This window comes from Streptomyces altiplanensis (assembly GCF_053591575.1).
In genome coordinates this window covers 26,936-53,705 of record NZ_JBSFUB010000034.1, presented here as the reverse complement: position 1 = coordinate 53,705, position 26,770 = coordinate 26,936, and the positions used below count along the sequence as shown (strand labels likewise).

Below are 26,770 nucleotides of genomic sequence, written 5' to 3'. Positions count from 1 at the left end.
AACTCCATGACGGCTTCACCCGGACTCGGCATTCCACTCCCGACGCAGACCCGTGAGGTCCCGGCGCAGGCTCGTGAGGCCTCCTCCGACCTGCTCCGTTCGGTCTTCCGGCGCCACGCCGCCGGCGTCGCGGTGATCACCGCACAGGGATCCCGTCCCGTCGGCTTCACCGCCACCTCCCTGAACTCGGTGGCCGCCGAACCGCCCCTGATCTCCTTCGGCGTGGGCACCGGCTCGTCCAGCTGGCCGGTGCTGGCCGAGGCCGAGCACATCGGCGTCCACATACTCGCCGAGGACCAGCGGGAGCTGGCGGCCACGTTCGCCCGCAGCGGCGCCGACCGTTTCGCGCCGCCCACCCGGTGGCGTACGGGGCCCGAGGGAGTGCCCGTGCTCGACGGTGTACTGGCGTGGCTGGTGTGCCGGGTGGTGGCCCGTGTGCCGGCGGGGGACCATCGAGTCGTACTCGGACAGGTCGTCGCCGGGGACCCCTCGGGCAGCGGTCGGCCGCTGCTCTACCACCAGGGACGTTTCAACGCCCTGAGGGACTGAGGGTTCCCGCATCCGCCGATTACGCAGCGTTGGCAAGGTCACAGTTCAAAGCGCTTGCTCAGTGGGCAGGCAGTGGATGTACTGACGAGTAATATTCCAGTCGGAGCGGGGGTCCACCCCGACCGGAATCCGCCCCTTCAGGCGCCTATGCTGCCTGCAACGAGGCAGTCAAGAAATAGACGATGCAGTAGGAGAGCCGGCGTGAGCTTGAGGATCGTTGTCTGTGTGAAGTACGTGCCCGACGCCACCGGCGACCGGCACTTCGCCGATGACCTGACCGTCGACCGCGACGACGTCGACGGCCTGCTGTCGGAGCTCGACGAGTACGCCGTCGAACAGGCGCTGCAGATCGCCGACGAGGCGGACGACGCGGAGATCACCGTGCTGACGGTCGGTCCCGAGGACGCCAAGGACGCCCTGCGCAAGGCGCTGTCCATGGGCGCCGACAAGGCCGTCCACATCGAGGACGACGACCTGCACGGCACCGACGTCATGGGCACCTCGCTCGTGCTCGCCAAGGCCGTCGAGCAGACCGGTTACGACCTGGTCATCACCGGCATGGCGTCGACCGACGGCACCATGGGCGTCCTCCCGGCGATCCTGGCCGAGCGCCTGGGCGTCCCGCAGGTCACGCTGCTCTCCGAGGTCTCCGTCGAGGACGGTGTTGTCAAGGGCCGCCGCGACGGCGACAGCGCGAGCGAGCAGCTCGAGGCGTCCCTGCCGGCCGTCGTGTCCGTGACGGACCAGTCGGGCGAGGCCCGCTACCCGTCCTTCAAGGGCATCATGGCCGCCAAGAAGAAGCCGGTTCAGTCCCTGGACCTGGACGACCTCGGCATCGACGCCGACGAGGTCGGCCTCGAGGGCTCCTGGACCCAGGTCGACTCCGCCACCGAGCGCCCGGCGCGCACCGCGGGCACGATCGTCAAGGACGAGGGCGAGGGCGGCAAGCAGCTGGCCGAGTTCCTCGCGGGCCAGAAGTTCATCTAAGTCCGCGCGCCCTTCGAACGCCCCCAGATTCTTCGCACTCGCCACTCGCAGGAGAGCATTCCCATGGCTGAAGTTCTCGTCTACGTCGACCACGTGGACGGCGCCGTCCGCAAGCCCACCCTTGAGCTGCTGACGCTCGCCCGCCGCATCGGCGAGCCCGTCGCCGTCGCCCTCGGCAACGGCGCCGAGGCCACCGCCGCGGTGCTCGCCGAGCACGGCGCCGTCAAGGTCCTGACCGCCGACGCCCCCGAGTTCGCCGACTACCTCGTCGTACCGAAGGTGGACGCGCTCCAGGCCGCGTACGAGGCGGTGTCCGCCGGAGGCTCCCTGGCCGCCGTGCTCGTGCCGTCCTCCGCCGAGGCCAAGGAGATCGCCGCCCGCCTCGCGGTCCGCATCGGCTCCGGCATCATCACCGACGCCGTCGACCTGGAGGCCGGCCAGGAGGGCCCGGTGGCCACGCAGGCCGTGTTCGCCGCCTCGTACACCACCAAGTCCCGTGTCTCCAAGGGCACCCCGGTCATCACCGTCAAGCCGAACTCGGCGCCGGTCGAGGCCGCCCCGGCCGCGGGCACCGTCGAGGCGCTCACGGTCTCCTTCGGTGAGAAGTCGACCGGCACCAAGGTCGTCTCGCGCACCCCGCGCGAGTCCACCGGCCGCCCCGAGCTGACCGAGGCCGCGATCGTGGTCTCCGGCGGCCGCGGTGTCAACGGCGCCGAGAACTTCCAGGTCATCGAGGAGCTGGCCGACTCGCTCGGCGCCGCCGTCGGTGCCTCGCGCGCCGCCGTCGACGCCGGCTGGTACCCGCACTCCAACCAGGTCGGCCAGACCGGCAAGTCGGTCTCCCCGCAGCTGTACATCGCGTCCGGCATCTCCGGCGCGATCCAGCACCGGGCCGGCATGCAGACCTCGAAGACGATCGTCGCCATCAACAAGGACGCCGAGGCCCCGATCTTCGACCTCGTCGACTACGGCGTGGTCGGCGACCTCTTCACGGTCGTCCCGCAGCTGACCGAAGAGGTCAAGGCCCGCAAGGGCTGACCTGCGCAAGTCTTACCGCGCCGCAAAGCGCCGGGGCCGTGTGGTGATCTTCACCGCGCGGCCCCGGCCGCTTTCCGGAGACCATTGACGCAGGTCATGACCGGCCATTAACTTCGCTATGCGGATTGTTGATTCCGTGAAGCGGAAAACTGGAGGGTTGGAATGGGTCAGCAGGAGAAGGTGGCGACAAGCCTCGCGGGCGCGGTCAGCGAGGGCATCAGCGCCTCCCTCGTACCGGTCGACGAGGAGCTTGCCCGCCGTTACCCGGGAGACCCAGGCACCCGCCAGCCCGTACACACGGTCTACGTACCCGGCGACGTCTTCGCCGCCGACACCGTGCGCTCGTGGGGCGACCGGGCGCTCAAGGCGCTCGACGAGCACGCCCCGGACGCCGCCTCCTTCGCCGCGGTCCTCGGCCTCTCCGACGACCTCGCCGAGCCGGTCTACGGCCGCGTACGGGCCAAGCTGGAGCGCGAGCCCGTCGAGGACCTGCGGGTCGACTTCGAGGACGGCTACGGCGGCCGCACCGACGCCGACGAGGACGCGCACGCCGCCCGCGCCGCCCGGCTGATCAGCGAGGCGTACGCCGACGGCACGGCCGCCCCGTACATGGGCATCCGCATGAAGTGCATGGAGGCCGCCGTACGCGACCGCGGCATCCGCACCCTCGACATCTTCCTCACCGGCCTGATGGAGGCCGGCGGTCTGCCCGACGGGCTCGTCCTGACGCTGCCCAAGGTCACGTACCCCGAGCAGGTCACCGCGATGGTGCGCCTCCTGGAGGAGTTCGAGAAGGCGCGCGGCCTGGACGCGGGCCGGATCGGCTTCGAGATCCAGATCGAGACCAGCCAGTCCATCCTGGCCGCCGACGGCACCGCCGCCGTGGCCCGGATGATCGAAGCCGCCGAGGGCCGCGCCACCGGCCTGCACTACGGCACCTTCGACTACAGCGCCTGCCTCGGCGTCAGCGCCGCCTACCAGGCCAGCGACCACCCGGCCGCCGACCACGCGAAGGCGATCATGCAGGTCGCCGCCGCCGGCACCGGCGTACGCGTCTCGGACGGCTCCACCAACGTCCTCCCCGTCGGCCCCACCGCGCACGTCCACGAGGCCTGGCGGCTCCACTACGGGCTCACCCGCCGCGCCCTGGCCCGCGCCTACTACCAGGGCTGGGACATGCACCCGGCGCACATCCCGACCCGTTACGCCGCCGTGTTCGCCTTCTACCGCGAGGGCTACGAGCAGGCCGCCGCGCGCCTCGCCGCGTACGTCAACCAGGCCGGCGGCGACGTGATGGACGAGCCCGCGACCGCCAAGGCGCTCAGCGGCTACCTGCTGCGCGGCATCGACTGCGGCGCCCTCGACACCGCCGAGGTCGCCCGGCTCACCGGCCTCACCCGCGCGGACCTCGACGGCTTCGCGTCGCCGCGCCGCGGCGACCTCACGGCCACGGCCCAGTGACCAGGAGCTGATTCAGGGCCTGATCCGCTGGACCGTCCACCGCACGACCCCGACGGGCGGCGCCGGATGCCGGGCCGCTTCCTCCGCCGTGCCGAGCTGTCTGCGGGGCCCCGTACTCTGTACCCCGTCTCAGTCGGAACAGAGGAACGGGGCAGCGGTGGCTACGGGGGAGAACGAGCGGTTGGCCGGCCGCTACCGGGTGGTCGAGCAGCTCGGCAGAGGCGGCATGGGCGTCGTCTGGCGCGCCGTCGACGAGGTGCTCGGCCGCGAGGTCGCGGTCAAGGAACTGCGTACGTACAACGACTCGTCGGCGCCGGAACTGGACGGCCTGCGGATCCGGATGCAGCGCGAGGCGCGGGCCGCCGCGCGCGTACGCCACCCCGGAGTCATCGCCGTCCACGACGTCACCGAGCACGACGGCCGCCCGGTCATCGTCATGGAACTCGTCGACGGGCCCTCCCTGGACGACGTACTGAGTGAGCGGGGCCTCCTGGGTCCCCGCGAAGCCGCGTCCATCGGCGCCAGGGTGCTGGAGGCGCTGGGCGCCGCACACGCTGTCGGAGTGCTGCACCGCGACGTCAAACCGGGCAATGTGCTGCTCGACCGCACCAGCGGGCGGGTGGTGCTCACCGACTTCGGGATCGCGGCCATGGACGACCCGGGCGACGGCTCCACAGCCCACCTCACCCGCAGCGGCGAACTGGTCGGCTCCCTCGACTACTTGGCGCCCGAGCGCGCCCAGGGTCAGCAGCCGGGTCCCGCGTCCGACGTCTGGGCGCTCGGTGCGACGCTGTACGCGGCGGTGGAGGGCGGTTCTCCGTTCCGCCGTACCTCGACCTGGTCGACGCTGACCGCGATCGTCCAGGAACCGCTGCCGGAGCCGCGGCGGGCCGGGCCGCTCGGGCCCGTACTCCAGCGGCTGATGAGCAAGGACCCGGCGCGGCGTCCCGACGCCCGGGAGGCGGCCCGGCTGCTCGCGGCGGTCGCCGCCGGCGAGGACCCGTCGGCCACGACGGCGTTGCGCGGCGGTGTTGGTGCCGGGGACAGTGGTGCACAGGCCGGCTCTGGTGCGCAGGCCGGCTTCGCGCAGGGCGCCTCTCCCGCGCCCCGCGCCCCTGACGGCTCCTGCGGTCCGCCCCGGGAAATGACGGTGCACGACGCGCTTGCGCACCGGCCGGAGGGGTTCGGCCCCGTGGCCGGTCCGCCGCCCGCCGGGCCCGGCCCCGCGCCGGGGGACAAGTCCGGGCGCGGCAGGGCTGTTCTGGTGGCGGCGGGCGTCGCGGCCGTCCTGCTGGCCGGCGGCGGTGTGACGTACGTCCTCACCGACCGTACGGAGTCGGTGCCCGCAGGGCAGGCGAAGGTGGCGGGGGAGGGAAGCGCCTCGCCCGGCAGCCTCGGCCGGATGCCCGCGGGGGACGAGCCTTCCGCCACGAAGAAGCCGGCCGGCTCCGGATCCGCCGGGCAGGAGGCCGAGAAGAGCCCGCGACCGGACGCGAAGGCGCCCGCAGGCGATGACGACGGCGACGACGGCAAGGACTCCGGCGGCTCGGGCGACGGCAAGGGCACCGGTTCGGACGACGGCAAGGACGGCGGCGATTCCGGTACGTCGGATTCCGCCGACGGCGCCGACACCTCGGGCGGCCCGGGCCGCCCGGACGGTACGACGACCGGCGGCTCCGGCGACGACGGCTCGACGACCACGGCCGGCGGCGGGAACGGCCCGGACGAACCGGCTCAGGAGCCCGCCTGCCACAGCATCGGCGCGGGCAAGTACAACTGCACGGTCTGGCAGACCGCGAAGTCCTACACGGCGTCCGGCGCCGAGGCCGGTGTGCTGAACGCGGGCACCAACTACTTCTACTGCCAGCAGAACCTCGGCCGCAGGGAGACCTCGGGCCAGTGGACGAACGTCTGGTGGGCCAGGACCGACGACGACAGCGGAAACACCGGTGTCTTCGTCAGCGACGTCTACATCAAGGGCGGCGAGAACGACAAGCCCGTGCCCGGTCTGCCGGTCTGCTGAGGCCGCGCCGGACCGGACCTGCCGGACCGGACCTGCCGGACCGGACCTGCCGGACCGGGCCCGCCGGACCGGGTCCTGGTCCGGCCCGTCGGGTGGCCGGACAGGGCTCAGGGCGTCCACGGCGGGAGCTCGCCCGAGCCGCGCGCGATGAGGCGCGTCGGGAGTTCCACGCGCGCGGGCGGGTCGTCCGCGCCGTCGAGGCGGCGGAAGAGGCGGTCGGCCGCGGCGCGGCCCAGCGTGGCGGCGTCCTGCGCGACGACGGTGAGGCCGGGCCGGAGCAGGTCGGCGAGTTCGATGTCGTCGAACCCGACCAGGGCGACCGGGTGCTCCCGGTCGGCGAGGGCCCGTACCGCCGTCACCGTCACCCGGTTGTTGCCCGCGAAGATCGCGGTGACGGGCTCGGGGGCGTCCAGCATCGTGGTGACCGCGTCCCGCACCCGCTCGGGAGCCGTGGAACCGAGCGACACCCAGGCGTCGTCGGCCGGCAGCCCGGCTTCCTCCATCGCGGCGTAGTAGCCGCGGAGCCGCTCGTTGGCCGTGTGGATGCGCGGCTGGTCGCCGATGAAGCCGATACGGCGGTGGCCGTGCCCGATCAGATGGGCCACACCCTCGCGCGCGCCGCCGAAACTGTCGGAGAGCACCACGTCCGCGTCTATCTTCCCGGCGGGGCGGTCCACGAAGACGGTGGCGACGCCCGCCGCGATCTCCGGCTCCAGGTAGCGGTGGTCGTCCCCGGCCGGGATCACGATGAGACCGTCGACGCGCCGGGCGCAGAGCGCGAGTACCAGTTCCTGTTCGCGGGCGGGGTCCCCGGCGCTCGATCCGTTGATGAGGAGGGCGCCGTGGGCGCGGGCCACTTCCTCCACGGCGCGGTTCAGCGGCCCGTAGAACGGGTCCGCGAGGTCTTCGAGGACGAGGCCGATGCTGGCGGTGCGGCCCTTGCGCAGGACGCGCGCGCTGTCGTTGCGGCGGAAGCCCAGCGCCTCGATCGCCTCCTGGACACGCTGTTCGGTGTCGGGTGTGACGCCCGCTTCGCCGTTCACGACGCGGGAGACCGTCTTGAGGCCGACCCCGGCGCGGGCGGCGACGTCCTTCATGGTCGGCCGATTGCCGTAGCGGGGTTCGGGGCGGCGGCTTTCGGTCTCGGCCACGGTGCGCTGTCCTGTCCTCGTCGGTGCGGTGTCCGGCATGCGGGGCGTGCTCGCCGGTGTGCGAAGGGTGTGGCGTCGAGCATAGGGCCTGGACAACGTTGTCATGTGAATGGAGACTTGCCCTGACCTGCTGCCACCCCCTGCCCGCTGGAGATCAGACACCCATGCACACCGACCTCGTCGCCGCTCTCGACATCGGCGGCACCAAGATCGCCGGAGCGCTGGTGGACGGTGACGGCCGGATTCTCCTGCGCGCGCAGCGGCCGACGCCCGCGCGTGAGGACGCCGAGAGCGTGATGCGTGCGGTCGGCGGGGTGTTCGGCGAGCTGACCGCCTCCCCGTTGTGGGAGCGCGCCACGGCCGTCGGCATCGGCAGCGCGGGACCGGTGGACGCCTCCGCCGGTACGGTCAGTCCGGTCAACGTCCCGGGGTGGCGCGACTTCCCGCTGGTCGAGCGGGTACGCCGGGCGGCAGGAGGCCGGCCGGTCACCCTGGTCGGCGACGGCGTGGCGATGACGGCCGCCGAGCACTGGCAGGGCGCGGCCCGCGGGTACGACAACGCGCTGTGCCTGGTCGTCTCCACGGGTGTCGGCGGCGGCCTGGTCCTGGACGGGCGGCTGCATCCGGGCCCGACGGGCAACGCGGGCCACATCGGCCACATCAGCGTCGATCTGGACGGCGACCTGTGCCCGTGCGGGTCGCGCGGCTGTGTCGAGCGGATCGCCAGCGGCCCCAACATCGCGCGCCGGGCGCTCGACCAGGGCTGGCGGCCGGGCCCGGACGGCGACACCACCGCCGCCGCGGTGGCCGCCGCCGCCCGGGCCGGAGACCCGGTCGCCGTCGCGTCGTACCGGCGGGCGGCCCAGGCCCTGGCCGCCGGAATCGCCGCGACCGCGACGCTGGCCGAGATCGAGATCGCCGTCGTCGGCGGGGGAGTGGCGGGCGCGGGCGACGTGCTCTTCGCACCCCTGCGCAGCGCTCTGCGTACGTACGCCACGCTCTCCTTCGTGCAGCGGCTGAGGGTCGCTCCGGCCCTGACCGGAACCGACGCGGGCCTGGTGGGCGCGGCGGCCGCCGCCTCGCTCGGCGGACGGCCGGGCGAGGCGGCGGCGTACGCCGGCTGACGGGGACGACCGCCCGGCCGGTCAAGACGCCGCCCGGCCAGGACGACCGCCCGGCCGGTCAAGACGCCGCCCGGCCGGGACGACCGCCCGGCCGCTCAAGGCGCCGCCCGGCCCGTGTCCGGACCCACCGGCCGTTGTAGCTTGGGCCGGTGAACGGTGACCACGAGCGGGACACAGCGCTGGTGCAAGCGGTACGGCTGCGGGAGGAGGGCCGGGCCGCCGAGGCCCGCGGCCGGCTGGTGACGCTGGCCGAGCGGTATCCGCGGGACGCCCGGATCGCCTACCAGACCGCGTGGGCGCACGACGTGCTCGGCCTGGAGAGCGAGGCCGTCCCGTACTACGAACGCGCGCTGGACCTCCCCGGCCTGCCGCAGGAGGACCGCCACGGCGCCTTCCTGGGTCTGGGCAGCACCTACCGCGTGCTGGGCCGCTACGAACCGGCCCTGCGCACCCTGCGCCGCGGTCTGGCGGAGTTCCCGCACGACGCGGCCCTGGAGTCCTTCCTCGCCATGGCCCTGTACAACACCGGCGAGGGCCGCGAAGCCGTACGGACGCTGCTCAAGGCCCTGGCGGCCACCAGCGGCGACCCACGCGTGCGGAGCTACCGCCGCGCGATCGAGCACTACGCCGACGACCTCGACGCCACGGAGTAGCCGGCCGCCCCGGCTTCCGCCGCCCGCTCCGCCACGACCACCAGGAAGGCGTCCGACTCCAGGTCCATCACGACCTCCGCCGGGCATCCCTCCGCGCGTCGTGCCAGGGCGAACTCCTCGGCCGGCCGGCTGCCGCGCGGGCCTCCGGCCGGGAACTGTTCCAACACCATGCGACTCATGCCGCACCCCGCTCCCATGCCTGTTGAACTCCTGCTCCCGTTGCCCCAACGAGACTCCGCACAGGTGCGTCACGGTTCCCCGTTCGGGCCGGGCCTTCTCCTGTACGGTCCGACGCCACCCGTGCCCCGTGCGGTTGCCTCCGGCATGCGACAGCAACGGCACGGTTGTGTGCCCAAACGGTCGCGGGCACGATGCGGTGACCCGGGGTTTCCGTGGCAGTGTGTCGCGGACGAACCACTGGGGGCTACGGAAGAGGGGGAACCGTGATCGTCTGGATCAACGGTGCGTTCAGTGCGGGCAAGACCAGCGCCGCGCGCGAACTGATCGATCTGATCCCGAACAGCACCTTCTACGACCCCGAACTGATCGGCGGGGGACTGCGTTACCTGCTGCCCCAGAAGCGGCTCGCGGAGGTCGGCGACTACCAGGACCTCCCCATCTGGCGCCGTCTGGTCGTCGACACCGCGGCCGCGCTGCTCGCCGAAGTGGGCGGCACGCTGGTGGTGCCCATGACGCTCCTGCGCCAGGAGTACCGCGACGAGATCTTCGGCGGTCTCGCCGCGCGGCGCATCCCGGTGTGCCATGTGCTGCTGTCGGCAGACGAAACGATCCTGCGCGCGCGGATCGCCGCCCGCGAGGAGTGGGCGGACGATCCCGAAGGGAGCGAGCGCGTACGGCAGTGGGCGTACGAGCACATCGAGCCGTACCGCGCCGCGCTCTCCTGGCTCGCCGGTGACGCCCATGTCATCGACACCAGTGGACTGACCGCCGCCGAGACCGCCGTACGGATCGCCGACGCCGTACGGACCGGGGCCGCCGGGAACTGCGAGATCGTGCAGACCCCCGCGCCCACCGCCGAAACCCTCGCCGCGGGCGTGCTGCTCTTCGACGAGGCGGACCGGGTGCTGCTCGTCGATCCCACCTACAAGCCGGGATGGGAGTTCCCCGGCGGTGTCGTGGAGCGGGGGGAGGCGCCCGCACGCGCCGGCATACGCGAGGTCAAGGAGGAGATAGGGATAGAACTCGTCGACGTGCCCAAGCTGCTGGTCGTCGACTGGGAGCCGCCGCGGCCACCCGCCTTCGGCGGTCTGCGGCTGATCTTCGACGGTGGCACGCTCGACAGCGCGGCGGCCGGGCGGCTGGTGCTGCCCGGCTCCGAACTGCGCGGCTGGCGCTTCGTCACCGAGGAGGAGGCCGCCGGTCTGCTGCCCCCCAACCGTTACGAGCGGCTGCGCTGGGCACTGCGGGCCCGCGAGAGGTCAGCCGTGCTCAACCTGGAGGCCGGAGTCCCGGTCGGCTGATGCCCGCAGAACGGCAGCCGTGCCGTGCGTCAGCGGGTCGCCGTGGCCGAAGCAGGCGACGGCGGGGGCGAGCGCCGCCAGGCGGCGGAAGGACTCCAGGGCCCGCTCGCGGTCGGTGTTGAACACGCCCAGCATGACCTGGCCGACGCCGGCGACGCAGTCGCCCGTGAACAGCACGCCGTGGTGCGGGAGATGGACGGCCATGCTGCCGTCCGTGTGGCCGGGGGCGTGAACGGCCCGCGCGCCGTCGCCGAAGCCCAGCAGGTCGCCGTCCTCGGCCTCCCGGTCCACCCGGGTGGCCGGGGCCGGCTCCACCGTCAGCCCGTGGGCGTACAGCGGACGCTCCCAGTCCAGCAGCACGGGCTCGGGCACCGGCTGCTCGCCGCGGATCACGGGCGCGTCGAGGCGGTGCGCCACCACCTCGGCGCCGTACCGCCGCGCCAGTTCCCCGGCGGCGCCGACGTGGTCGCGGTGGCAGTGGGTGAGGACGATCCGGCGGATGTTCTCCGGGCGCAGGCCCAGGCCCCGTACCGCCTCTTCGATGTCCGCCGCCGCGTCCTTGTGGCCCGCGTCGATCAGGGTCAGTTCCCCACCGTCGCGCCAGAGGTACGCCTGGCCGATGGGGAAGCGGAACATGTGCAGGCGGCCGGGGAGTATCTCGACAAGGTCCATGCGGCGAACGTACGACGGGCCGGCCGTCCGCCGCACGGGTCTACGCTGTCGGCGATCTCCGCTCCACGCGTAACCGGTCCGGTCAACCCTGCTTCGAGCGCGCGTAGTTGACGAGGAACAGCGCCTCGGCGACGGACATCCGCTCCAGTTCCCCGGGCGAGACGCTCTCGTTCACCGCGTGGATCTGCGCCTCGGGCTCGCTGAGGCCGATGAGCAGGATCTCGGCCTTCGGGTAGAGGGCGGAGAGCGTGTTGCACAGCGGGATCGAGCCGCCCATGCCGGACGTCTGCATCTCCTCGCCCGGATACGCCACGCGCATCGCCTCCGCCATCGAGGTGTACGCCGGGCTGCTGACGTCCGCCTTGAACGGCTGGCCCTGGCCCACCTGCTCCACCGAGACCCGCGCGCCCCACGGCGTGTGCGCCAGGAGGTGCGCGGTCAGCAGCTTCGTCGCCTCGGCGGCGTCCTGCCCCGGCGGCACCCGCAGGCTGATCTGCGCCCGCGCGCTCGCCTGGAGGGACGGCGTCGCGCCGACCACCGGCGGGCAGTCGATGCCGATGACGGTGACGGCGGGACGGGCCCAGATGCGGTCGGCGACCGAGCCGTGGCCGATCAGCCCGACACCGTCGAGGACGCGCGCGTCCTTGCGGAACTCCTCCTCGGGGTACTCCAGGCCGTCCCACGAGGAGTCGGCGGTCAGCCCGTCCACCGTCGTGGAGCCGTCCTCCGCGCGCAGCGAGGCCAGCAGCTGGATGAGCGCGGCCAGCGCGTCCGGGGCGGCGCCGCCGAACTGTCCCGAGTGCAGGTTGCCCTCAAGGGTGTCGATCCGCACGCGCAGCATGGTCATGCCGCGCAGCGTCGCGGTGACCGTCGGCAGGCCGACGCGGAAGTTGCCGGTGTCGCCGATGACGATGGTGTCGGCGGCCAGCAGCTCGGGGTGCGCCTCGGCGTACTGCTCCAGGCCGCCCGTGCCCTGCTCCTCCGAGCCCTCCGCGATGACCTTCACCGAGACCGGGACGCCGCCGTTCGCCTTGAGGGCGCGCAGCGCGAGCAGGTGCATGATGAGGCCGCCCTTGCAGTCGGCCGCGCCGCGCCCGTACCAGCGGCCGTCGCGCTCGGTCAGCTCGAAGGGCGGGGAGACCCAGGCGGACTCGTCCAGCGGCGGCTGCACGTCGTAGTGCGCGTACAGCAGAACGGTCGGAGCGCCTGCCGGGCCCGGCAGGAAACCGTAGACCGACTGGGTGCCGTCGGGGGTGTCGAGCAGCGCGACGTCCTCGAAGCCCTCGGAGCGCAGTGAGTCGGCGACCCAGACCGCGGCCGCCTCGCACTCGCTCTTCGGGAACTGCGCGGGATCCGCCACCGACTGGAAGGCCACCAGCTCGGCCAGCTCCGTCTTCGCGCGGGGCATCAGTGAGGCGATGGTCTCGGCGATCGGATTCGCGTTCATGGGCACGCTCCTCGTGGGTGCGACGTTGTTGTACGTATATGCGTTCGTACGGGGTATGCCGACAAAAGCACGCCCGATCCTCCCACAGCGAGATCGGCGGCTCCTGCGCCGTAGGATGCGTCAGCAGTACGGACCACTGGGCGGATCAGGAGCAGAAGCACATCGTGAGCAGCGAGAACGCAGACGCCGGACGTGAGCGCGAAGAGCCGGTGTGGGACGTCGTGGTGGTCGGTGCGGGGCCCGCCGGGTCGTCGGCGGCCTATGCGGCCGCGGTCGCGGGGCGGCGCGTACTCCTTCTGGAGAAGGCGGAGCTGCCCCGTTACAAGACCTGTGGCGGCGGCATCATCGGACCGTCGCGCGACGCGCTGCCACCCGGCTTCGAACTCCCGTTCAAGGACCGCGTGCATGCCGTGACGTTCTCGCTGGGCGGGAAGCTGACGCGGACACGCCGTTCGAAGCAGATGCTCTTCGGTCTCATCAACCGGCCGGAGTTCGACGCCGGGCTGGTCGAGGAGGCGCGGAAGGCGGGCGCCGTGGTCCGTACCGGAGCGTCGGTCGCGCGCGTCGAGCAGCACGGCTCGGCCGTGCCGGACCGGCGTACGGTGGCCGTCGTCCTGGCGGACGGCGAGACGGTGCTCGCCCGTTCGGTGGTCGGCGCGGACGGCAGCGCCGGCCGGATAGGGGCGCATGTCGGGGTCAAGCTCGACCAGGTGGATCTCGGCCTGGAGGCGGAGATCCCGGTGCCCGCGACGGTCGCCGAGGACTGGGCGGGGCGGGTGCTCATCGACTGGGGGCCGCTCCCGGGGAGTTACGGCTGGGTGTTCCCCAAGGGGGAGACGCTGACGGTCGGCGTGATCTCGGCGCGCGGTGACGGCGCCGCCACCAAGCGGTACCTGGAGGACTTCATCGCCCGCCTCGGGCTGGCCGGCTTCGAACCCGCGGTGTCCTCCGGGCACCTGACGCGGTGCCGCAGCGACGATTCGCCGCTTTCGCGCGGCCGGGTGCTGGTGTGCGGGGACGCGGCGGGGCTGCTGGAGCCGTGGACCCGTGAGGGCATCTCCTTCGCGCTGCGGTCGGGGCGGCTCGCGGGGGAGTGGGCGGTGCGGATCGCGGAGTCGCAGGACGCCGTGGACGCCCGCCGCCAGGCGCTGAACTACGCCTTCGCCATCAAGGCGGGGCTGGGTGTGGAGATGGGTGTCGGGCGGCGGATGCTCGCGCTGTTCGAGCGGCGGCCGGGGCTGCTGCACGCGGCCATAACCGGGTTCAGGCCGGCCTGGAAGATGTTCGCGGGGATCACGCGCGGCTCGACGACGCTGGCCGAGATGGTGCGTACGCGCCCCGTCGTCCAGCGCGCGCTGAGTGCGCTGGACCGGCCGTGAACCGCAGGCCGCAGGCCATGGGGGCGCGGCCCGGCGGTCAGGCCGCAGGCGCCGTCCCCTTCGCCGCGCCCGGCAGCAGCGACGGATCCTGACCCAGCACCGCTGGTGCGGGGAGCGCAGGGCCGGGCCCGCTTCGGCCTGCGGGAGGCTCCGGCGGCGGCCCCCGACGGCCAGGTACTCCGCGGGGAGTACGTGTGATCACGCCGCCCGGCTGACGCCCCGGCCGCCGCCCGCCGTCTAGCGTGGCCGGTATGGAAGCGCAGCGGGAACGGTGGCGCGGCGGTCCCCCCTGGCGGCGGGGCGGGCCGCGGCGCCGGCAGCCCTGGGTGACGTGGCGGGCGGACGGCCGGCTGCCGTGGGCCTCGACGCTGGCCGTGACCGTGTTCGTCCAGGCCGGGTCCGGGTTCGCGGCCCAGGGGCAGCCCGGCCTGCCCCCGCTCGACGTCTTCGCCCGGCTCCTGCTGTTCGCGGGAGCGGCGCTTCTCCTGCTGCGTCACCGGTGTCCCGTGCTCGTGGCGTTCGGCGCGTCGGCGGCCGCGATGGTCTATCTGGGCGCGGGCTATCCGTACGGACCGGTCTTCGTCCCCGTCGTCATGGGCTGCTTCTCCGCCGTCGTCGCCGGTCACCGGCGGGCCGCCTGGGCGGCGCTCGGGATGCTCTGGGCGGGTCACGTCCTCGTCTCCCACTGGCTCTACCAGTGGCTGCCGCCCGCCGGGGACGACGCCGCGCCCTGGGGCCAGGAACTGGTCGTCGCCGCCTGGGTGGTGGCCATCGTCACCGCCTCGGAACTCGTACGTGTACGCAGGGAGCAGTGGGCCCGCGAGCGCGTCGAGCGCCAGGCCGCCGAGAAGCGGCGCGCCGACGAGGAACGGCTGCGCATCGCCCGCGAACTCCACGACGTACTCGCCCACAGCATCTCGGTCATCAACGTCCAGGCGGGCGTGGGCCTGGCCCTGCTCGACTCCGATCCCGAGCAGGCCCGCAGTGCCCTGACCACCATCAAGGCCGCCAGCAAGGAGGCGCTCGGCGAGGTCCGGCAGGTCCTCGACACGCTCCGCGCGCCGGGCGCCGCACCGCGCTCCCCGGCGCCCGGACTCGACCGGCTGCCCGAACTCGTGGAGCAGGCCTCGGGAGCCGGCCTCACCGTGGAGATCACGACCGAAGGGATACCGGCCGCCCTGCCGCCCGGCACCGATCTGGCCGCCTTCCGGATCGTCCAGGAGGCCCTGACCAATGTCGTCAGGCACTCCGGCTCCCGTACCGCCCGGGTCACCCTCGGCTACGCGCCCGGCCGCCTCGGCCTGCGCGTCGACGACGAGGGTCCGGCCACCGGCGGCGGCGCGGGCGGCAGCGGCAACGGTCTGGTGGGCATGCGCGAGCGCGCGGCCTCCCTCGGTGGCACGATCGAGGCCGGGCCGCGCCCGGACGGCGGCTTCCGGGTGGAGGCCACCCTCCCGTTCGCCGCCGCGCGGCACCCGCGGTCTCCGCAGCACCCGCAGCATCCGCAGAAGGAGAGCTCGTGATCCGCGTACTGCTCGCCGACGACCAGGCACTGGTACGGGCCGGCTTCCGGGCCCTGCTCGCCGCACAGCCCGACATCGAGGTCGTGGGGGAGGCGGCCGACGGCGAGGAAACGGTGCGCCTGGTCCGCGAACTGCGTCCCGGCGTCGTACTGATGGACATCCGCATGCCGCTGCTCGACGGGCTCGCCGCCACCCGTGGGATCACCGGCGACGCGTCGCTGGACGGCGTAAAGGTGATCATGCTGACCACCTTCGAGCTCGACGAGTACGTCTTCGAGGCGATCCGCAGCGGGGCCTCGGGATTCCTCGTCAAGGACACCGAGCCGGAGGAGCTGCTGCGGGCGGTACGGGCGGTGGTGCACGGGGACGCGCTGCTGTCGCCCGGTGTGACGCGCAGGCTGATCGCGGAGTTCGCGGCCCGTTCCAGGGAACCGTCCGGGAGCGAGGCGCTGGGGCAGCTCACCGAACGGGAGCGGGAGGTGATGGCCCTGGCGGGCATCGGGCTGTCCAACGAGGAGATCGCCCGCCGTCTCGTCGTCAGCCCGCTCACCGCGAAGACACACGTCAGCCGCGCCATGGTGAAGCTCGGCGCCCGCGACCGGGCCCAACTGGTCGTACTGGCCTACGAGTCGGGGCTGGTACGGCCGGGCTGGCTGGGCTGAGTCCCGGGCGCGCCCCGGTAGCCCCACAGCACATGCACGACCCGCAGGACGAAGACGGCCACCGCCAGGGCGCCCCCGGCGACCAGCATGACCCTGCTCACGGCGGGGGAGGCGCCGAGGAGGTACCAGGGGCCGGTGACGGCCGCGAAGGCGACGCCCGCCAGGACGGCCGCGCTTAGCAGGGCGTACCCGATCTCGACCGTCATCGCGTCGCGCTGTGCCTGCGTCCTCGGCGTCATGTCCCGAAGTCTCACAGCGTGCGCGGCCGGCGGGCAAGAGGCACCCGTCGGCCGCGCACGGTGGAGAGGCCGGCGGCGGCGCCGGCGGGTGGACGGCGAGGGCGTGGCGCGCACCGCGGCCCGGAGCTCTCGTCCCGCACCCGCCGGAGCCGGAGCGCGCTCTCCCGGCCGACCGGGCGGCTGGAGAAGGACGGGCCGGCCCGTCGCGGGATGCGCGGCGGGGACCGCGGGGGAGTGCGGGCGGTGCCCACCGACGCGGGCCGGGCGCGCCACGCCGGGCCGGGGGCGCGGTCAGACGGCTGACTTCTCCTGCCACAGGCGCGCGAGCGCGTCGTCACCGGACACGGTGAGCACGGAGAGCGGCAGCCGGTTCCAGAGGGCCAGGCAGAGCTGTCCGGCGGGCCCGCTCAGCTCGCAGTCGGCGGGCCCTTCGCCGCCCCGCTCCGTGCGCGGCGGGCCGCCGGAGAGCCGCACCGTCCACACGTCGCCCGAGTCCGTCGCCCGTACGCGCAGAACGCGCGGCTCGTCGGTGCGCACCTGGCTGCGGTCGCGGGCATGGAATCCGCGGAGCAGCTCGTCGACGCCGTCCGCCGCGAACTCCGGCCCCAGCGGGGACAGTGCGGTGCCCAGTGCCGACTCCGCGTCCGCGCGGTGGACCGCCGTCTCGTGCGCCTGGCGCCGGGCCCAGAAGGCGAGCGGCGACGGCGCGGGCAGGAAGGTCCAGCACTCCAGGTCCTTGGGGGCCGTGTTCAGCGCGGCCACCAGCAGGCCGTGTCCCTCCCGGAACCAGTGCAGCAGTGCCTCCCCGTCCGGGCCGGGCCCGCTTTCCAGGGGGCGGCGCTCCGTATGGCCCGCTACGACATAGGACGTCGCCCACCGGTGGACCGCGCCCGTGTGCCGCAGCAGGTCCCGCACCTGCCAGTCGGGGCAGGTGGGCACGAGGGCGTCCGGACCCGCCTGTTCGGCGGCGGCGGCCATCAACCGGCCTTGCTGGTCAAGCGTCTTGATGAACTCGGCGGCCTCCATGCGGCAGATTGTGCCAGCTGCCGCATGGAAGTCAGGCGCCCTGTGGTCGGACGGGGCGCGAGACGCCGCGGAGCAGCCGGAGGAACCAGCCGAGTGCGAACGACTGGATGAGCACGGAGACCGGCAGGGCGACGTACAGGAACCACGCGGACTCGCTCACGGTCCCCCCGAAGAGGTCGCCGCCGATGAAGAAGGCGAAGACCGTGGGCGCGCTGAGCAGGAACAGCCACACTCCGGCGAACGAGGCGTCCTCGTGGGTGACGAAGAGGGTGTCGGCCGTGACGAACACCGCGGTCGCCGCGACCAGGCCGAGGTAGACCAGCGAGGCGGGGTTGCGGAACGTCAGGTGTGCGGCGGTGTGCAGCTGTCGAGTGGCCATGGCGGTCTCTCCGTCCGGTGGGTTGCCCCCAGGGTGCGCCCGCGGAGCCGGGCCCGCCTGAGTACGCCTACTCAGACGGGGCCGCCCGGGGACGCATTCCGTGCCGAGTACCCCAGGAGCGCGGAGACGGCGGCCAGTACGGCCACTGTCGTCAGGGCGACGGGAAGGGAGAACCAGTCGGCGAGGAAACCGATGACCGGCGGTCCGACGAGCATGCCGCCGTAACCGAGCGTGGACGCCGCCGCGACACCGCTCGGTCCGGCCAGCTCGCCCGCCCTGGCGACGGCCACGGGGAAGATGTTCGCGAGGCCGAGCCCGGTCACGGCGAAGCCGAGGAGCACCAGCCAGGTGGCGGGCGCGAGCGCGCCGAGGAGCATGCCCGCAGCGGCGAGCGCCCCGCCCGCCACCAGGGTGCGGGTCTGGCCGAGCCGTTCGAGCAGTGTGGTGCCGCTGAGCCGGCCCGCCGCCATGGCCAGCGCGAAGAGGGAGTATCCGGCGGCGGCGACGCCCGGGTGGGCGTGGAGGTCCTGCTGGAGGTGGAGGGTGCCCCACTCCGCGAGCGCCCCTTCGCCGTACGCCGTGCACAGCGCGATCACTCCGAAGAGCGCGACGGCCTTTCGGGCCGTTCCCCGGAGCGGTCGCGGGCCGTTCTCCGGCTGTCCCTGGAGGCGTTCCGGAGAAGGCACCCGGTTGCGCAGCAGTGCGGGAGCGGCCAGGGCGGTCACGACGAGCCCGGTGCCGGTCAGGCCCAGCAGATGGGCGGTGGGGGAGAGGTGGGCGGCGACCAGGCCGCCCAGCCCGGCCCCGGTCATGCCGCCGAGGCTGAAGGCGGCGTGGAAACTCGGCATCACCGGGCGCCGCATGGCCGCGACCAGATCGACCGCGGCACTGTTCATCGCGACGTTGATGCCACCGTACGAGGCACCGAAGACCAGCAGCACCAGACCGAGCGCGAGCGTCGAGTGCGTCTGCGCGGGCAGCGCGATGCTCAGGGACAGCAGCACGCCGCAGGCCACGGTCACCGGGTGGCTGCCGAAGCGCCGGCAGAGCCGCCCGGTGAGCATCATCGTGATCACCGCGCCCCCGGACACCCCCAGGAGGGCGAGGCCGAGGTCGCTCGCGGAGGCCCCCGTCTGCTCCTTGATGGCGGGGATGCGGACCACCCAGCCGGCGAAGAGGAAGCCGTCGAGGGCGAAGAAAACGGTCAGCGCGATACGGAGGCGGGACAGGGAGGCTGCGGCGGTGTTCCCGCCCCGGCCTCCGGGAGCGGCCGTCCCTGGTTTGTTTAGTTGCGGCACAAAGTCAGCATAGGGGCCGCGCCCCGATCCGTACAAGGCGGGCGACGGCGCCGCGGACCGGCGGAGCCGGGCCCGGACGATCTTTTCCGGCATGGGAGACTCGCCCCCATGAACGGGAAGGCGACCACCATCAGAACGAGGCTGGAGAGGGGCCGGAGCGCGCTCGGGCCCGCCCTGGAACTGGTGCACACAGGACGGGCGCCGACCCGTGCCGTCCTCACCGCCGAACTCGGCGTCACCAGGGCCACCGCCGGCGCGGTCGCCGCCGAACTGGAGTCCCTGGGGCTGATCCAGGTCGACTCCCGGCCGGGTGCGGCGGCCGGCTCGCAGGGCCGCCCCTCGCACCGGCTGGCCGTCAACGACTCGGGCCCCGTCGTCCTCGCCGCGCAGATCCACGCCGACGGCTACCGCGCGGCGCTCGTCGGCCTCGGCGGCCGGACCGTCGCGACCGCGCCCGGCTGCGAGACGGTCTCCGCCGACCCGGCGCAGGTCATCGGGGCGGCGGTCGAGGCCGGCGCCGGACTGCTGCGCGAGAGCGGCCGTCGCTGCGTCGGCGCGGGCCTCGCCGTGCCGTCCGCCGTCGCCGAACCGGAGGGCACCGCCCTCAACCCGCTGCACCTCGCGTGGCCCGCGGGCTCCCCGGTCCGCGACATCTTCGCCGAACAGGTACGCGCGGCGGGCATCACGGGCCCCGCCTTCGCCGGCAACGACGTCAATCTCGCCGCACTCGCCGAACACCGCCACGGAGCGGGACGCGGCGCCCAGCACCTCCTCTGCGTCGCCACCGGCCACCGGGGCGTCGGCGGCGCACTGGTCGTCGACGGCCGCCTGCACACCGGCAGTTCGGGCCTCGCCCTCGAAGTCGGCCACCTCACGGTCAACCCCGACGGCCGCCCCTGCTACTGCGGCGGCCGCGGCTGCCTCGACGTCGAGACCGACCCGCTGGCCTTCCTCACCGCGGCCGGCCGCCCCCCGGGACCCGAGGTCTCGCTGCTCCAGCAGTCCCGCGAACTGCTGCGCGGGAAGTACGACGACCCCACGATCCGCAGGGCCGGCGAGGAGCTCGTCGACCGCCTCGGCCTCGGCCTCGCCGGACTCGTCAACATCCTCAACCCCGACCGCATCATCCTCGGCGGCCTCCACCGCGAACTGTTCGACGCCGACCCGGAACGGCTGCGCGCCGTGGTCGCCGACCGCAGTCTCTGGGGACGCAGCGGCGGCGTACCCATCCTGCCGTGCACGCTCGACCACAACAGCCTCGTGGGAGCGGCCGAGCTGGCGTGGCAGCCGGTGCTCGACGACCCGCTCGCCGCGCTCGCGAGCGCGAAGGGAACGGCGTGACCGGCCGCTATCCGCCCATCGACCCCTACGACCAGGGCATGCTCGACGTCGGCCACGGCAACCTCGTCCACTGGGAGGTCTGCGGCAACCCCGGGGGCAAGCCCGCGCTCGTCGTCCACGGCGGCCCCGGCTCCGGCTGCGCCCCCGGCGTACGCCGCTACTTCGACCCGGAGCGCTACCGGACCGTCCTCTTCGACCAGCGCGGATGCGGCCGCAGCACGCCGCACGCGAGCGACCCCGCCACCGACCTCACCCACAACACCACCCACCAGCTGGTCCGCGACATGGAACGGCTGAGGGAACACCTGGGCATCGACCGCTGGCTGCTCTTCGGCGGATCCTGGGGTTCCACGCTGATCCTCGCCTACGCCGAGGCCCATCCGGACCGCGTCTCGGAGATCGTCATCTCCGGTGTCACCACGACCCGCCGCTCGGAGATCGACTGGCTCTACCGGGGCGTCGCACGGTTCTTCCCCGAGGCGTGGGAGCGGCTGCGGGCGGGCGTTCCCGGGGACGCCCGCGACGGCGACCTCGTCGCGGCGTACGCACGGCTCGTCTCGGACCCCGACCCGGACGTACGGGCCAGGGCGACCGCCGACTGGTGCGCCTGGGAGGACGCGGTGCTCTCCCTGGAACCGGGCGGCGACGCCAACCCCTACGGCGGTCTCCCCGACACCGCCCGCACCGCGCTGGTGCGCCTCGCCTCCCACTACTTCGCCCACGGCGCCTGGCTGGACGAAGGACAGCTGCTGCGCGACGCGGGACGGCTGGCCGGCATCCCGGGCGTACTGCTCCACGGCCGCCACGACCTCAGCAGCCCGCACGGCACCGCCTGGGAACTCGCCCAGGTCTGGCCGGACGCGGAGCTGACCGTCGTCGACGACGCGGGGCACAAGGGCAGCGAGACGATGCGGGCACTGGTGATCGGCGCACTCGACCGGTTCGCGGGACGCCGGATCAGCCGCTGAGCCGCTCCACCCCGAACGCGCGCGCCGCGTTTGACCGACCGCCCGGCCGCCCGACCGCCCGACCGGCGGAAGGCGTTGAGCCGGGCTCGCGCCTCCTCCGTGTCGTCGAGTTCCCGGCCGGGCAGCCGAGGCGTACGCAGAAAGAGGTGGTCATGGGCGTCGCAGACGCCCAGCCCGGTCGCGGGAACCTCCCCGAGGACGGTACGGACGAAGCTCACCACTGCCTGCCCCGGCCGAGTCCGGCGCGCTCCGGAGCGGACAGGTGCAGCACCTGGAAGGGGTCGCCGGCCTCCTTCGGGGCGTCCTGCGTCCAGAGCGCGAAGTGCAGCATCTCCCAGTGCCGGGGGTCGACGGCCACGGCGGCCGCCACCGCACCGTCCGTGCGCGCCAGCCGCCGGTGCGCCGTCAGGGCCCGCTCGACGGCTTCGGCCGGCTTGTCGTTGTCGGGCAGCCGCACCCGTCGGCGGGTGGCGGTCCGCGCAGCGGCCCCCGCCGCTGGCCCCTCCTCGTACGCGAGACCTGTCCAGTGCTGCACCTCCGGCCGTCCGAAGTCGTTGACGACGCCCTCGAACCCGCGGCCCCACAGGAAGGAGTTCATGCCCGCCGGAGTGCTCCAGAGGTAGAACGGCGCGTACTGGTTCACCGGGGAGTCCTTTCCGCGCTCCCGTATCAGGTACGCCTTGAGGCCGAGTCCCGGGAAGTCGTCGAGGAGGTGGCCCTTCGTCGCGACGCGCTCGCGGACGATGCCCATGTCGTAGTCGGCGGGGAGGGTGATCTCGTACTGCATGGCGTGCATCGCGGACTCCTCAGGCAGTCGGGCCGGTGGCGGCGAGGAGGGCGAGCAGGCCCCGGACCCCGGCGTCGAATACGGCCGTCGAGCCCGAGGCGCGGGCCAGCACGTAGCCGCCCTGTACGGTCGCGACGATCGTGGCCGCGACGTCGGCGGGCTCGACGCCCGCACCGAACTCGCCGGCCGCCACACCCTCTTCGACGATTCCGGCGAGCCGCCCGCGCAGCCAGTCGAGGGTCTCGTCGACCGGCGCCCGCAGCGCGTCGTCGGCGATGACGTCCGGATCCATCGTCAGCCGCCCGACGGGGCAGCCGCGCAGCACGTCGCGCTCGCGCAGCAGATACGCCGAGATCCGCCCGTACGCCGGCCCGTCACCGCCCAGCACCCTCTCTGCAGCGGCCCGCATCTCCTCGGCCGTACGCCGGATCGCGGCCAGCGCCAGGTCCGGCTTGCCCGTGAAGTGGTGGTACATGCTGCCCTGGCCCGCACCCGCGCGCTGTTGGATCGCCTTGGGGCTCGTTCCCACGTAGCCGCGTTCCCACAGCAGGTCGCGGGTGGCTTCGACGAGTCTCTCCGGTGTGCTCATGACCTCACTGTACATACCAGTAGGTACAGAAAGTGGGTCGCAGGCGGAAGGAGCCGCGAAATCCCTGCCTGCTCCCCGCGTGGTACACGCACTGCCGCCGGCCGTACGACGACCGGGACCCCCTCACGGAGCGACGCTCGTAGCGCCGCACGACGAGACGCACAGCGAGGAGCTGACCCGGTATGAACACCCTGGCGCACGAAGGACCCGGCCCGTGGGTCCTCCTCTTCCCGCTGTTCTGGGCGGCCGTCGTCCTCGGCGTCGTGACCGTGCTGCGCCGCACCGGCGTACGGCGCGGAGGGACCGGGCGGCGCGGACCCGGGCAGGAGCGGGCGTCGTACGGCGAGAGCTCGCCGATCGCGATGCTCGGCCGCCGCTTCGCCTCCGGTGAGATCGACGAGGAGGAGTACTGGCGCCGGCTCTCCGTCCTGGACGAGCAGTTCGGCCGTACCGCGCCGAAGGGCGGCGCCGCATGACCGTCGCCGGGCGGCGCGCCCGGCCGTACCGCGTGGCATCGTCACGCGGTACGGCCGGTGCCCCGCCGCGGCGGGGCGCCTGCCGGTCAGCCCACCGCGGCGGACCGGACGGCGGGTACCTGCGTCGAAGGGACGGCTTCGGGACCGGTCCCGATGTGCGGGAACGGCCCGTCGGCCGTCGCCCCGCGCACGGGACGCTCCGGCAGTGCCGCGGCGGGGAACGGCGTGGGCAGCGTGAACCACACGACCTTCCCGGCGTCGCCCCGCGGGCGCACACCCCAGCTTTCGCTGACCGCCTCGATCAGCGCGAGACCGCGCCCGCTCGTCTCGGACGCGCCGGCCTCACGGACCGTGGGCGGGCGCGGATCGTGGTCGTGGACGGACACCGTCAGGCGGTCGAGCAGCAGCTCGATCTCCACGGTGCACGTCTTGTCCGGCTCTGCGTGCCGGTGGACGTTGGCCAGCAGTTCGGTGACGCCGAGCGCCGCCGGTTCTATCAAGGAATCGAGATGCCAGTAGCGCAATTGCGCCGATACGATTCTGCGGACCTGACCGATCCGCGACGGCAGGGCCTGGAGCTCCACCGTGCAGTGCCTGCTTGGCTCGCTGATCACGGCTGCGACTCCCCGAATAGGTCCGGAAGAAGACGGAGAACGGATCCAGCAGTGGCTGTCTGCTGTCTGGTCCGGCGGGGCTGGTTCTCAGCGTAACCGCCGCTGCACCCTGAGTGATGTGAGACCAGGGTCACCCAGGTGGTGCCGCCGCGCAACTCGCATGCCATCAGTCCCGCGAGTCCCGTACGCCGCGTGCGTTCCGCGCGCCGCGGACCGCCTCCAGGAACTGCCCGGCCAGCTCCTCGCCGTCCTTGGCGTGGCCCTGCTGCCCCATGGTGAGCCGGTACCGGGTGCCGTTGACCCTCGCCACCGTGCTGTCGTCCCCGGCGTACCAGGGCTTCTCCGCGGTCACGGAGCCCAGCGGCGCGCTGTCGATCTCCCGTCCGTTGCTCGTCAGCAGGACCAGCCTGCCGTCCTGGACCAGTACCTGGCCGGCCTTGGTCAGTGAGCGGGGCCAACGCCCTATCCGTACGCCCGTAGCGTTGAACTCGGGCTCCGCCATGTCACTTCGCCCCCTTCGCACGGTTTCCTGATGGGCAGTCTGCACAAACCCGGGCCCGCGCACCAGAGTCCCTCGGCGACCGGCCGGCGGGGCGCGAGGCCGTGGGCCACTTCCGTGCCGTACCGCCCGGCCCCGCCCCACAAGCCATCCCTATGGCTGCCCAAAGTCAACGTTTGTGCAGGTGAGAGGCATAAAGTGGCAGCTGGGGGACCGGAGTTCCCGGAGCGGAAACCAGCTGCCCCGGGGGACGCTACGACAAGGAAGTGGCCCACATGAGCACCGCTGACCAGGCACGTACCGGCAACGCCGTGGCGACCATCGACGTGGACCGCAGCGATCCGGAGTACCGGGCCTGGCTGAAGGAGGCCGTCCGCAAGGTCCAGGCGGACGCCAACCGCTCCGCGGACACGCACCTGCTGCGCTTCCCGCTGCCCCAGGAGTGGGAGATCGACCTGTACCTCAAGGACGAGTCGACCCACCCGACCGGCAGCCTCAAGCACCGGCTCGCCCGCTCGCTCTTCCTCTACGGCCTGTGCAACGGCTGGATCAGGCCCGGCAAGCCCGTGATCGAGGCGTCGAGCGGCTCGACCGCCGTCTCGGAGGCGTACTTCGCGAAGCTGATCGGCGTGCCCTTCGTCGCGGTGATGCCCCGCACCACCAGCCCCGAGAAGATCCGGCTGATCGAGTTCCACGGCGGGCAGTGCCACTTCGTCGACGACTCGCGGAAGATGTACGAGGAGTCGGCCGCCCTCGCGGCCAGGACCGGCGGCCACTACATGGACCAGTTCACCTATGCGGAACGGGCCACCGACTGGCGAGGCAACAACAACATCGCCGAATCCGTCTACCAGCAGATGAGGCTGGAGCGGTATCCGGAACCGGCCTGGATCGTCGCGACGGCCGGGACGGGCGGCACCTCGGCGACCATCGCGCGCTACGTCCATTACATGCAGTACGACACCCGTATCTGCGTACCCGATCCGGAGAACTCCTGCTTCTTCGACGGCTGGACCAACGGCGACCCGCTCGCCACGAGCGACTGCGGTTCGCGCATCGAGGGCATCGGCAGGCCCCGCATGGAGCCGAGCTTCGTGCCCGGCGCCGTCGACCGCATGATGAAGGTCCCGGACGCGGCGAGCGTGGCGGCCGTACGGGCACTGGACGGGGCCATCGGCCGCAAGGCGGGCGGTTCCACCGGCACCGGACTGTGGAGCGCGCTGAAGATCGTCGCGGGAATGGTCGCCGAGGGGCGCAAGGGCAGTGTCGTCACGCTGATCTGCGACCCCGGCGACCGCTACCTCGACAAGTACTACTCGGACGCCTGGCTCGCCGAACAGGGCCTGGACATCGCTCCGTACAGCGCCGCGATCGACCAGTTCCTGGCCACCGGCACCTGGCCGTGCTGAACGTTCCGGTCCAGGCCCGGCCCCAGGTCCGGGCGCACGCTCCGGCCGCCGGCGGTCCCTCAGTCGCCCGCGGTGTCCGGGGACTCGCCCGCGACCACCAGGCCCGGGAGATGCTCCGCGATCTCCTCACGGGCCCGGGCGGGCAGGCCGCCGTCCGTCACCAGGGTGTCGACCTCTTCGAGCGTCGCGAACGAACTCAGCCCCACCGTGCCCCACTTGGTGTGGTCCGCGACCACGACCACCCGGCGCGCGGACCGCACCAGCCGCCGGTTCGTCTCCGCCTCCGCCAGATTCGGCGTGGAGAGCCCCGCCTCGGCCGAGATCCCGTGCACCCCGAGGAAGAGCACGTCGAAGTGGAGCGAGCGGATCGCCTGGTCGGCGACCGGGCCCACCAGTGAGTCCGACGGCGTCCGTACGCCGCCGGTGAGCACCACCGTGGCCGAGCCGGGGCGCGGCCCGCTCCCGCCGCCCGCGCGCTGAGCGGTGTGGAACACATCGGCGACCCGCACCGAGTTGGTCACCACCGTCAGATCCGGCACCTCCAGCAGGTGCCGGGCCAGCGCGTACGTCGTCGTACCGCCGGACAGCGCGATCGCGCTGCCGGGCACCGCCATCGCGGCGGCCGTCCGCGCGATGGCCTCCTTGGCGTTCGGCTCCAGGCCCGACTTGGCCTCGAAGCCCGGCTCGTGCGTACTCGCCTCGACCACCGGCACCGCACCGCCGTGCACCTTCTCGACCACGCCCTGCCGCGCCAGCGCGTCCAGGTCCCGGCGGACCGTCATGTCGGAGACGTTGAGCTTCCTGGTCAGCTCTTGGACCCGGACACCGCCGCGCCGCCTGACCTCGTCGAGGATCAAGGCACGGCGCTGCTCCGCGAGCAGGTTCTGACTGTCGGTCACGGTCGGTCCGGTCCCTTCGTACGGCAGTACAGGCATGAGGGCCGTTCATCCTCGCACGGGTGCGCGGCGGCCGGACCTCGGGGAGATTCGGTGAGA

The 26,770-nt window shown here is 73.1% G+C and carries 28 protein-coding genes; 15 read left to right on the top strand and 13 right to left on the bottom strand.

All coding sequences use genetic code 11. From position 1 onward, the window contains the following. The first annotated feature begins 6 nt into the window (after nt 1-6). From ACWD0Y_RS17295 to ACWD0Y_RS17275, 5 genes are all read left to right on the top strand, one after another. Entirely contained in the window at nt 7-549 is a 543-nt protein-coding gene (locus ACWD0Y_RS17295; RefSeq protein ID WP_450261192.1) for a flavin reductase family protein, read from the top strand. A gap of 201 nt (nt 550-750) precedes the next feature. Continuing rightward, a complete protein-coding gene (locus ACWD0Y_RS17290; RefSeq protein WP_450261191.1) occupies nt 751-1,536 on the top strand; it encodes an electron transfer flavoprotein subunit beta/FixA family protein in 786 nt (261 codons plus the stop codon). A 63-nt stretch (nt 1,537-1,599) separates the two neighbouring features. Beyond that, complete coding sequence (locus ACWD0Y_RS17285; protein WP_450261190.1) at nt 1,600-2,574, top strand: electron transfer flavoprotein subunit alpha/FixB family protein; 975 nt, start codon at nt 1,600-1,602, stop codon at nt 2,572-2,574. 162 nt (nt 2,575-2,736) lie between these two features. Then, the gene (locus ACWD0Y_RS17280) at nt 2,737-4,035 is read left to right on the top strand and encodes a DUF6986 family protein (RefSeq protein WP_450261189.1); all 1,299 of its coding nucleotides are present in this window, start codon (nt 2,737-2,739) and stop codon (nt 4,033-4,035) included. Between the two features lie 157 nt (nt 4,036-4,192). Next, nucleotides 4,193-6,058, top strand: coding sequence for a serine/threonine-protein kinase (locus ACWD0Y_RS17275; RefSeq protein ID WP_450261188.1), 1,866 nt, complete (start codon nt 4,193-4,195; stop codon nt 6,056-6,058). Between the two features lie 107 nt (nt 6,059-6,165). On the opposite strand, the gene ACWD0Y_RS17270 is transcribed toward ACWD0Y_RS17275, so the two are convergent. Beyond that, nucleotides 6,166-7,248, bottom strand: a complete 1,083-nt coding sequence (locus ACWD0Y_RS17270) for a LacI family DNA-binding transcriptional regulator (RefSeq protein ID WP_450261187.1) — start codon at nt 7,246-7,248, stop codon at nt 6,166-6,168. Between the two features lie 125 nt (nt 7,249-7,373). Here ACWD0Y_RS17270 and ACWD0Y_RS17265 point away from each other — a divergent pair, with 125 nt between their 5' ends. After that, nucleotides 7,374-8,333 carry an ROK family protein gene (locus tag ACWD0Y_RS17265; RefSeq protein WP_450261186.1) on the top strand — a complete coding sequence of 320 codons (960 nt, stop codon included), beginning with the start codon at nt 7,374-7,376 and terminating at the stop codon, nt 8,331-8,333. Between the two features lie 149 nt (nt 8,334-8,482). Continuing rightward, nucleotides 8,483-8,986 carry a tetratricopeptide repeat protein gene (locus tag ACWD0Y_RS17260; protein WP_450261185.1) on the top strand — a complete coding sequence of 168 codons (504 nt, stop codon included), beginning with the start codon at nt 8,483-8,485 and terminating at the stop codon, nt 8,984-8,986. Here ACWD0Y_RS17260 and ACWD0Y_RS17255 read toward each other — a convergent pair. Next, nucleotides 8,956-9,165, bottom strand: a complete 210-nt coding sequence (locus ACWD0Y_RS17255) for a hypothetical protein (protein WP_093803757.1) — start codon at nt 9,163-9,165, stop codon at nt 8,956-8,958. The two genes, ACWD0Y_RS17260 and ACWD0Y_RS17255, sit on opposite strands and share 31 nt — an antisense overlap. Before the next feature lie 264 nt (nt 9,166-9,429). Between ACWD0Y_RS17255 and ACWD0Y_RS17250 the strand changes: the two genes are divergently transcribed. After that, the gene (locus ACWD0Y_RS17250; protein ID WP_450261184.1) at nt 9,430-10,467 is read left to right on the top strand and encodes an NUDIX hydrolase; all 1,038 of its coding nucleotides are present in this window, start codon (nt 9,430-9,432) and stop codon (nt 10,465-10,467) included. Here ACWD0Y_RS17250 and ACWD0Y_RS17245 read toward each other — a convergent pair. Both ACWD0Y_RS17245 and ACWD0Y_RS17240 read right to left on the bottom strand, forming a co-directional pair. Further along, entirely contained in the window at nt 10,426-11,139 is a 714-nt protein-coding gene (locus ACWD0Y_RS17245; RefSeq protein ID WP_450261183.1) for an MBL fold metallo-hydrolase, read from the bottom strand. The genes ACWD0Y_RS17250 and ACWD0Y_RS17245 overlap by 42 nt on opposite strands. 82 nt (nt 11,140-11,221) lie before the next feature. Beyond that, complete coding sequence (locus tag ACWD0Y_RS17240) at nt 11,222-12,586, bottom strand: M20/M25/M40 family metallo-hydrolase (protein WP_450261182.1); 1,365 nt, start codon at nt 12,584-12,586, stop codon at nt 11,222-11,224. Between the two features lie 164 nt (nt 12,587-12,750). On the opposite strand from ACWD0Y_RS17240, the gene ACWD0Y_RS17235 reads away from it, so the two are divergent. The 3 genes from ACWD0Y_RS17235 to ACWD0Y_RS17225 all read left to right on the top strand — a co-directional run bounded on the left by ACWD0Y_RS17235 (nt 12,751) and on the right by ACWD0Y_RS17225 (nt 16,150). Further along, nucleotides 12,751-13,965 (top strand): geranylgeranyl reductase family protein, encoded by a 1,215-nt coding sequence (locus ACWD0Y_RS17235; protein WP_450261181.1) that lies wholly within the window; start codon nt 12,751-12,753, stop codon nt 13,963-13,965. Nucleotides 13,966-14,216: 251 nt separating this feature from the next. After that, nucleotides 14,217-15,488, top strand: coding sequence for a sensor histidine kinase (locus ACWD0Y_RS17230; protein WP_450261180.1), 1,272 nt, complete (start codon nt 14,217-14,219; stop codon nt 15,486-15,488). Further along, nucleotides 15,485-16,150 carry a response regulator gene (locus ACWD0Y_RS17225; RefSeq protein ID WP_450261179.1) on the top strand — a complete coding sequence of 222 codons (666 nt, stop codon included), beginning with the start codon at nt 15,485-15,487 and terminating at the stop codon, nt 16,148-16,150. The genes ACWD0Y_RS17230 and ACWD0Y_RS17225 overlap by 4 nt, the downstream gene beginning before the upstream one ends. Here ACWD0Y_RS17225 and ACWD0Y_RS17220 read toward each other — a convergent pair. The 4 genes from ACWD0Y_RS17220 to ACWD0Y_RS17205 all read right to left on the bottom strand — a co-directional run bounded on the left by ACWD0Y_RS17220 (nt 16,111) and on the right by ACWD0Y_RS17205 (nt 19,092). Next, nucleotides 16,111-16,389 (bottom strand): DUF6332 family protein, encoded by a 279-nt coding sequence (locus tag ACWD0Y_RS17220; RefSeq protein WP_450261178.1) that lies wholly within the window; start codon nt 16,387-16,389, stop codon nt 16,111-16,113. The two genes, ACWD0Y_RS17225 and ACWD0Y_RS17220, sit on opposite strands and share 40 nt — an antisense overlap. A 291-nt stretch (nt 16,390-16,680) precedes the next feature. Beyond that, nucleotides 16,681-17,415 carry a maleylpyruvate isomerase family mycothiol-dependent enzyme gene (locus ACWD0Y_RS17215; protein ID WP_450261177.1) on the bottom strand — a complete coding sequence of 245 codons (735 nt, stop codon included), beginning with the start codon at nt 17,413-17,415 and terminating at the stop codon, nt 16,681-16,683. A gap of 31 nt (nt 17,416-17,446) precedes the next feature. Continuing rightward, a complete protein-coding gene (locus tag ACWD0Y_RS17210) occupies nt 17,447-17,794 on the bottom strand; it encodes an SCO4225 family membrane protein (protein WP_450261176.1) in 348 nt (115 codons plus the stop codon). A 71-nt stretch (nt 17,795-17,865) separates the two neighbouring features. Continuing rightward, nucleotides 17,866-19,092, bottom strand: coding sequence for an MFS transporter (locus tag ACWD0Y_RS17205; RefSeq protein WP_450261175.1), 1,227 nt, complete (start codon nt 19,090-19,092; stop codon nt 17,866-17,868). A gap of 108 nt (nt 19,093-19,200) precedes the next feature. Between ACWD0Y_RS17205 and ACWD0Y_RS17200 the strand changes: the two genes are divergently transcribed. Together ACWD0Y_RS17200 and pip are read left to right on the top strand one after the other, a co-directional pair. Further along, nucleotides 19,201-20,433, top strand: coding sequence for an ROK family protein (locus ACWD0Y_RS17200; RefSeq protein ID WP_450261174.1), 1,233 nt, complete (start codon nt 19,201-19,203; stop codon nt 20,431-20,433). After that, entirely contained in the window at nt 20,430-21,401 is a 972-nt protein-coding gene (gene pip / locus ACWD0Y_RS17195) for a prolyl aminopeptidase (RefSeq protein WP_450261173.1), read from the top strand. Before ACWD0Y_RS17200 ends, pip begins: the two co-directional genes overlap by 4 nt. Nucleotides 21,402-21,615: 214 nt before the next feature. On the opposite strand, the gene ACWD0Y_RS17190 is transcribed toward pip, so the two are convergent. After that, nucleotides 21,616-22,197: a DUF4865 family protein gene (locus tag ACWD0Y_RS17190; protein ID WP_450261172.1), complete on the bottom strand. Its 582-nt coding sequence runs from the start codon at nt 22,195-22,197 to the stop codon at nt 21,616-21,618. A gap of 10 nt (nt 22,198-22,207) precedes the next feature. Then, on the bottom strand, nt 22,208-22,792 hold the full coding sequence (locus ACWD0Y_RS17185) for a TetR/AcrR family transcriptional regulator (protein ID WP_450261171.1): 585 nt from the start codon (nt 22,790-22,792) through the stop codon (nt 22,208-22,210). A gap of 167 nt (nt 22,793-22,959) precedes the next feature. On the opposite strand from ACWD0Y_RS17185, the gene ACWD0Y_RS17180 reads away from it, so the two are divergent. Continuing rightward, nucleotides 22,960-23,253, top strand: a complete 294-nt coding sequence (locus tag ACWD0Y_RS17180; protein ID WP_450261170.1) for an SHOCT domain-containing protein — start codon at nt 22,960-22,962, stop codon at nt 23,251-23,253. An 86-nt stretch (nt 23,254-23,339) separates the two neighbouring features. Here the strand turns inward: ACWD0Y_RS17180 and ACWD0Y_RS17175 are convergent, their stop codons facing one another. Together ACWD0Y_RS17175 and ACWD0Y_RS17170 are read right to left on the bottom strand one after the other, a co-directional pair. Further along, nucleotides 23,340-23,867 carry an ATP-binding protein gene (locus tag ACWD0Y_RS17175; protein WP_450261169.1) on the bottom strand — a complete coding sequence of 176 codons (528 nt, stop codon included), beginning with the start codon at nt 23,865-23,867 and terminating at the stop codon, nt 23,340-23,342. Nucleotides 23,868-24,033: 166 nt separating this feature from the next. Further along, nucleotides 24,034-24,369, bottom strand: coding sequence for a hypothetical protein (locus ACWD0Y_RS17170; RefSeq protein WP_450261168.1), 336 nt, complete (start codon nt 24,367-24,369; stop codon nt 24,034-24,036). Nucleotides 24,370-24,641: 272 nt separating this feature from the next. On the opposite strand from ACWD0Y_RS17170, the gene ACWD0Y_RS17165 reads away from it, so the two are divergent. Further along, nucleotides 24,642-25,775, top strand: a complete 1,134-nt coding sequence (locus ACWD0Y_RS17165; protein WP_450261167.1) for a PLP-dependent cysteine synthase family protein — start codon at nt 24,642-24,644, stop codon at nt 25,773-25,775. Nucleotides 25,776-25,834: 59 nt separating this feature from the next. On the opposite strand, the gene ACWD0Y_RS17160 is transcribed toward ACWD0Y_RS17165, so the two are convergent. Further along, on the bottom strand, nt 25,835-26,674 hold the full coding sequence (locus tag ACWD0Y_RS17160; RefSeq protein ID WP_450261208.1) for a DeoR/GlpR family DNA-binding transcription regulator: 840 nt from the start codon (nt 26,672-26,674) through the stop codon (nt 25,835-25,837). Nucleotides 26,675-26,770: the final 96 nt, after the last annotated feature.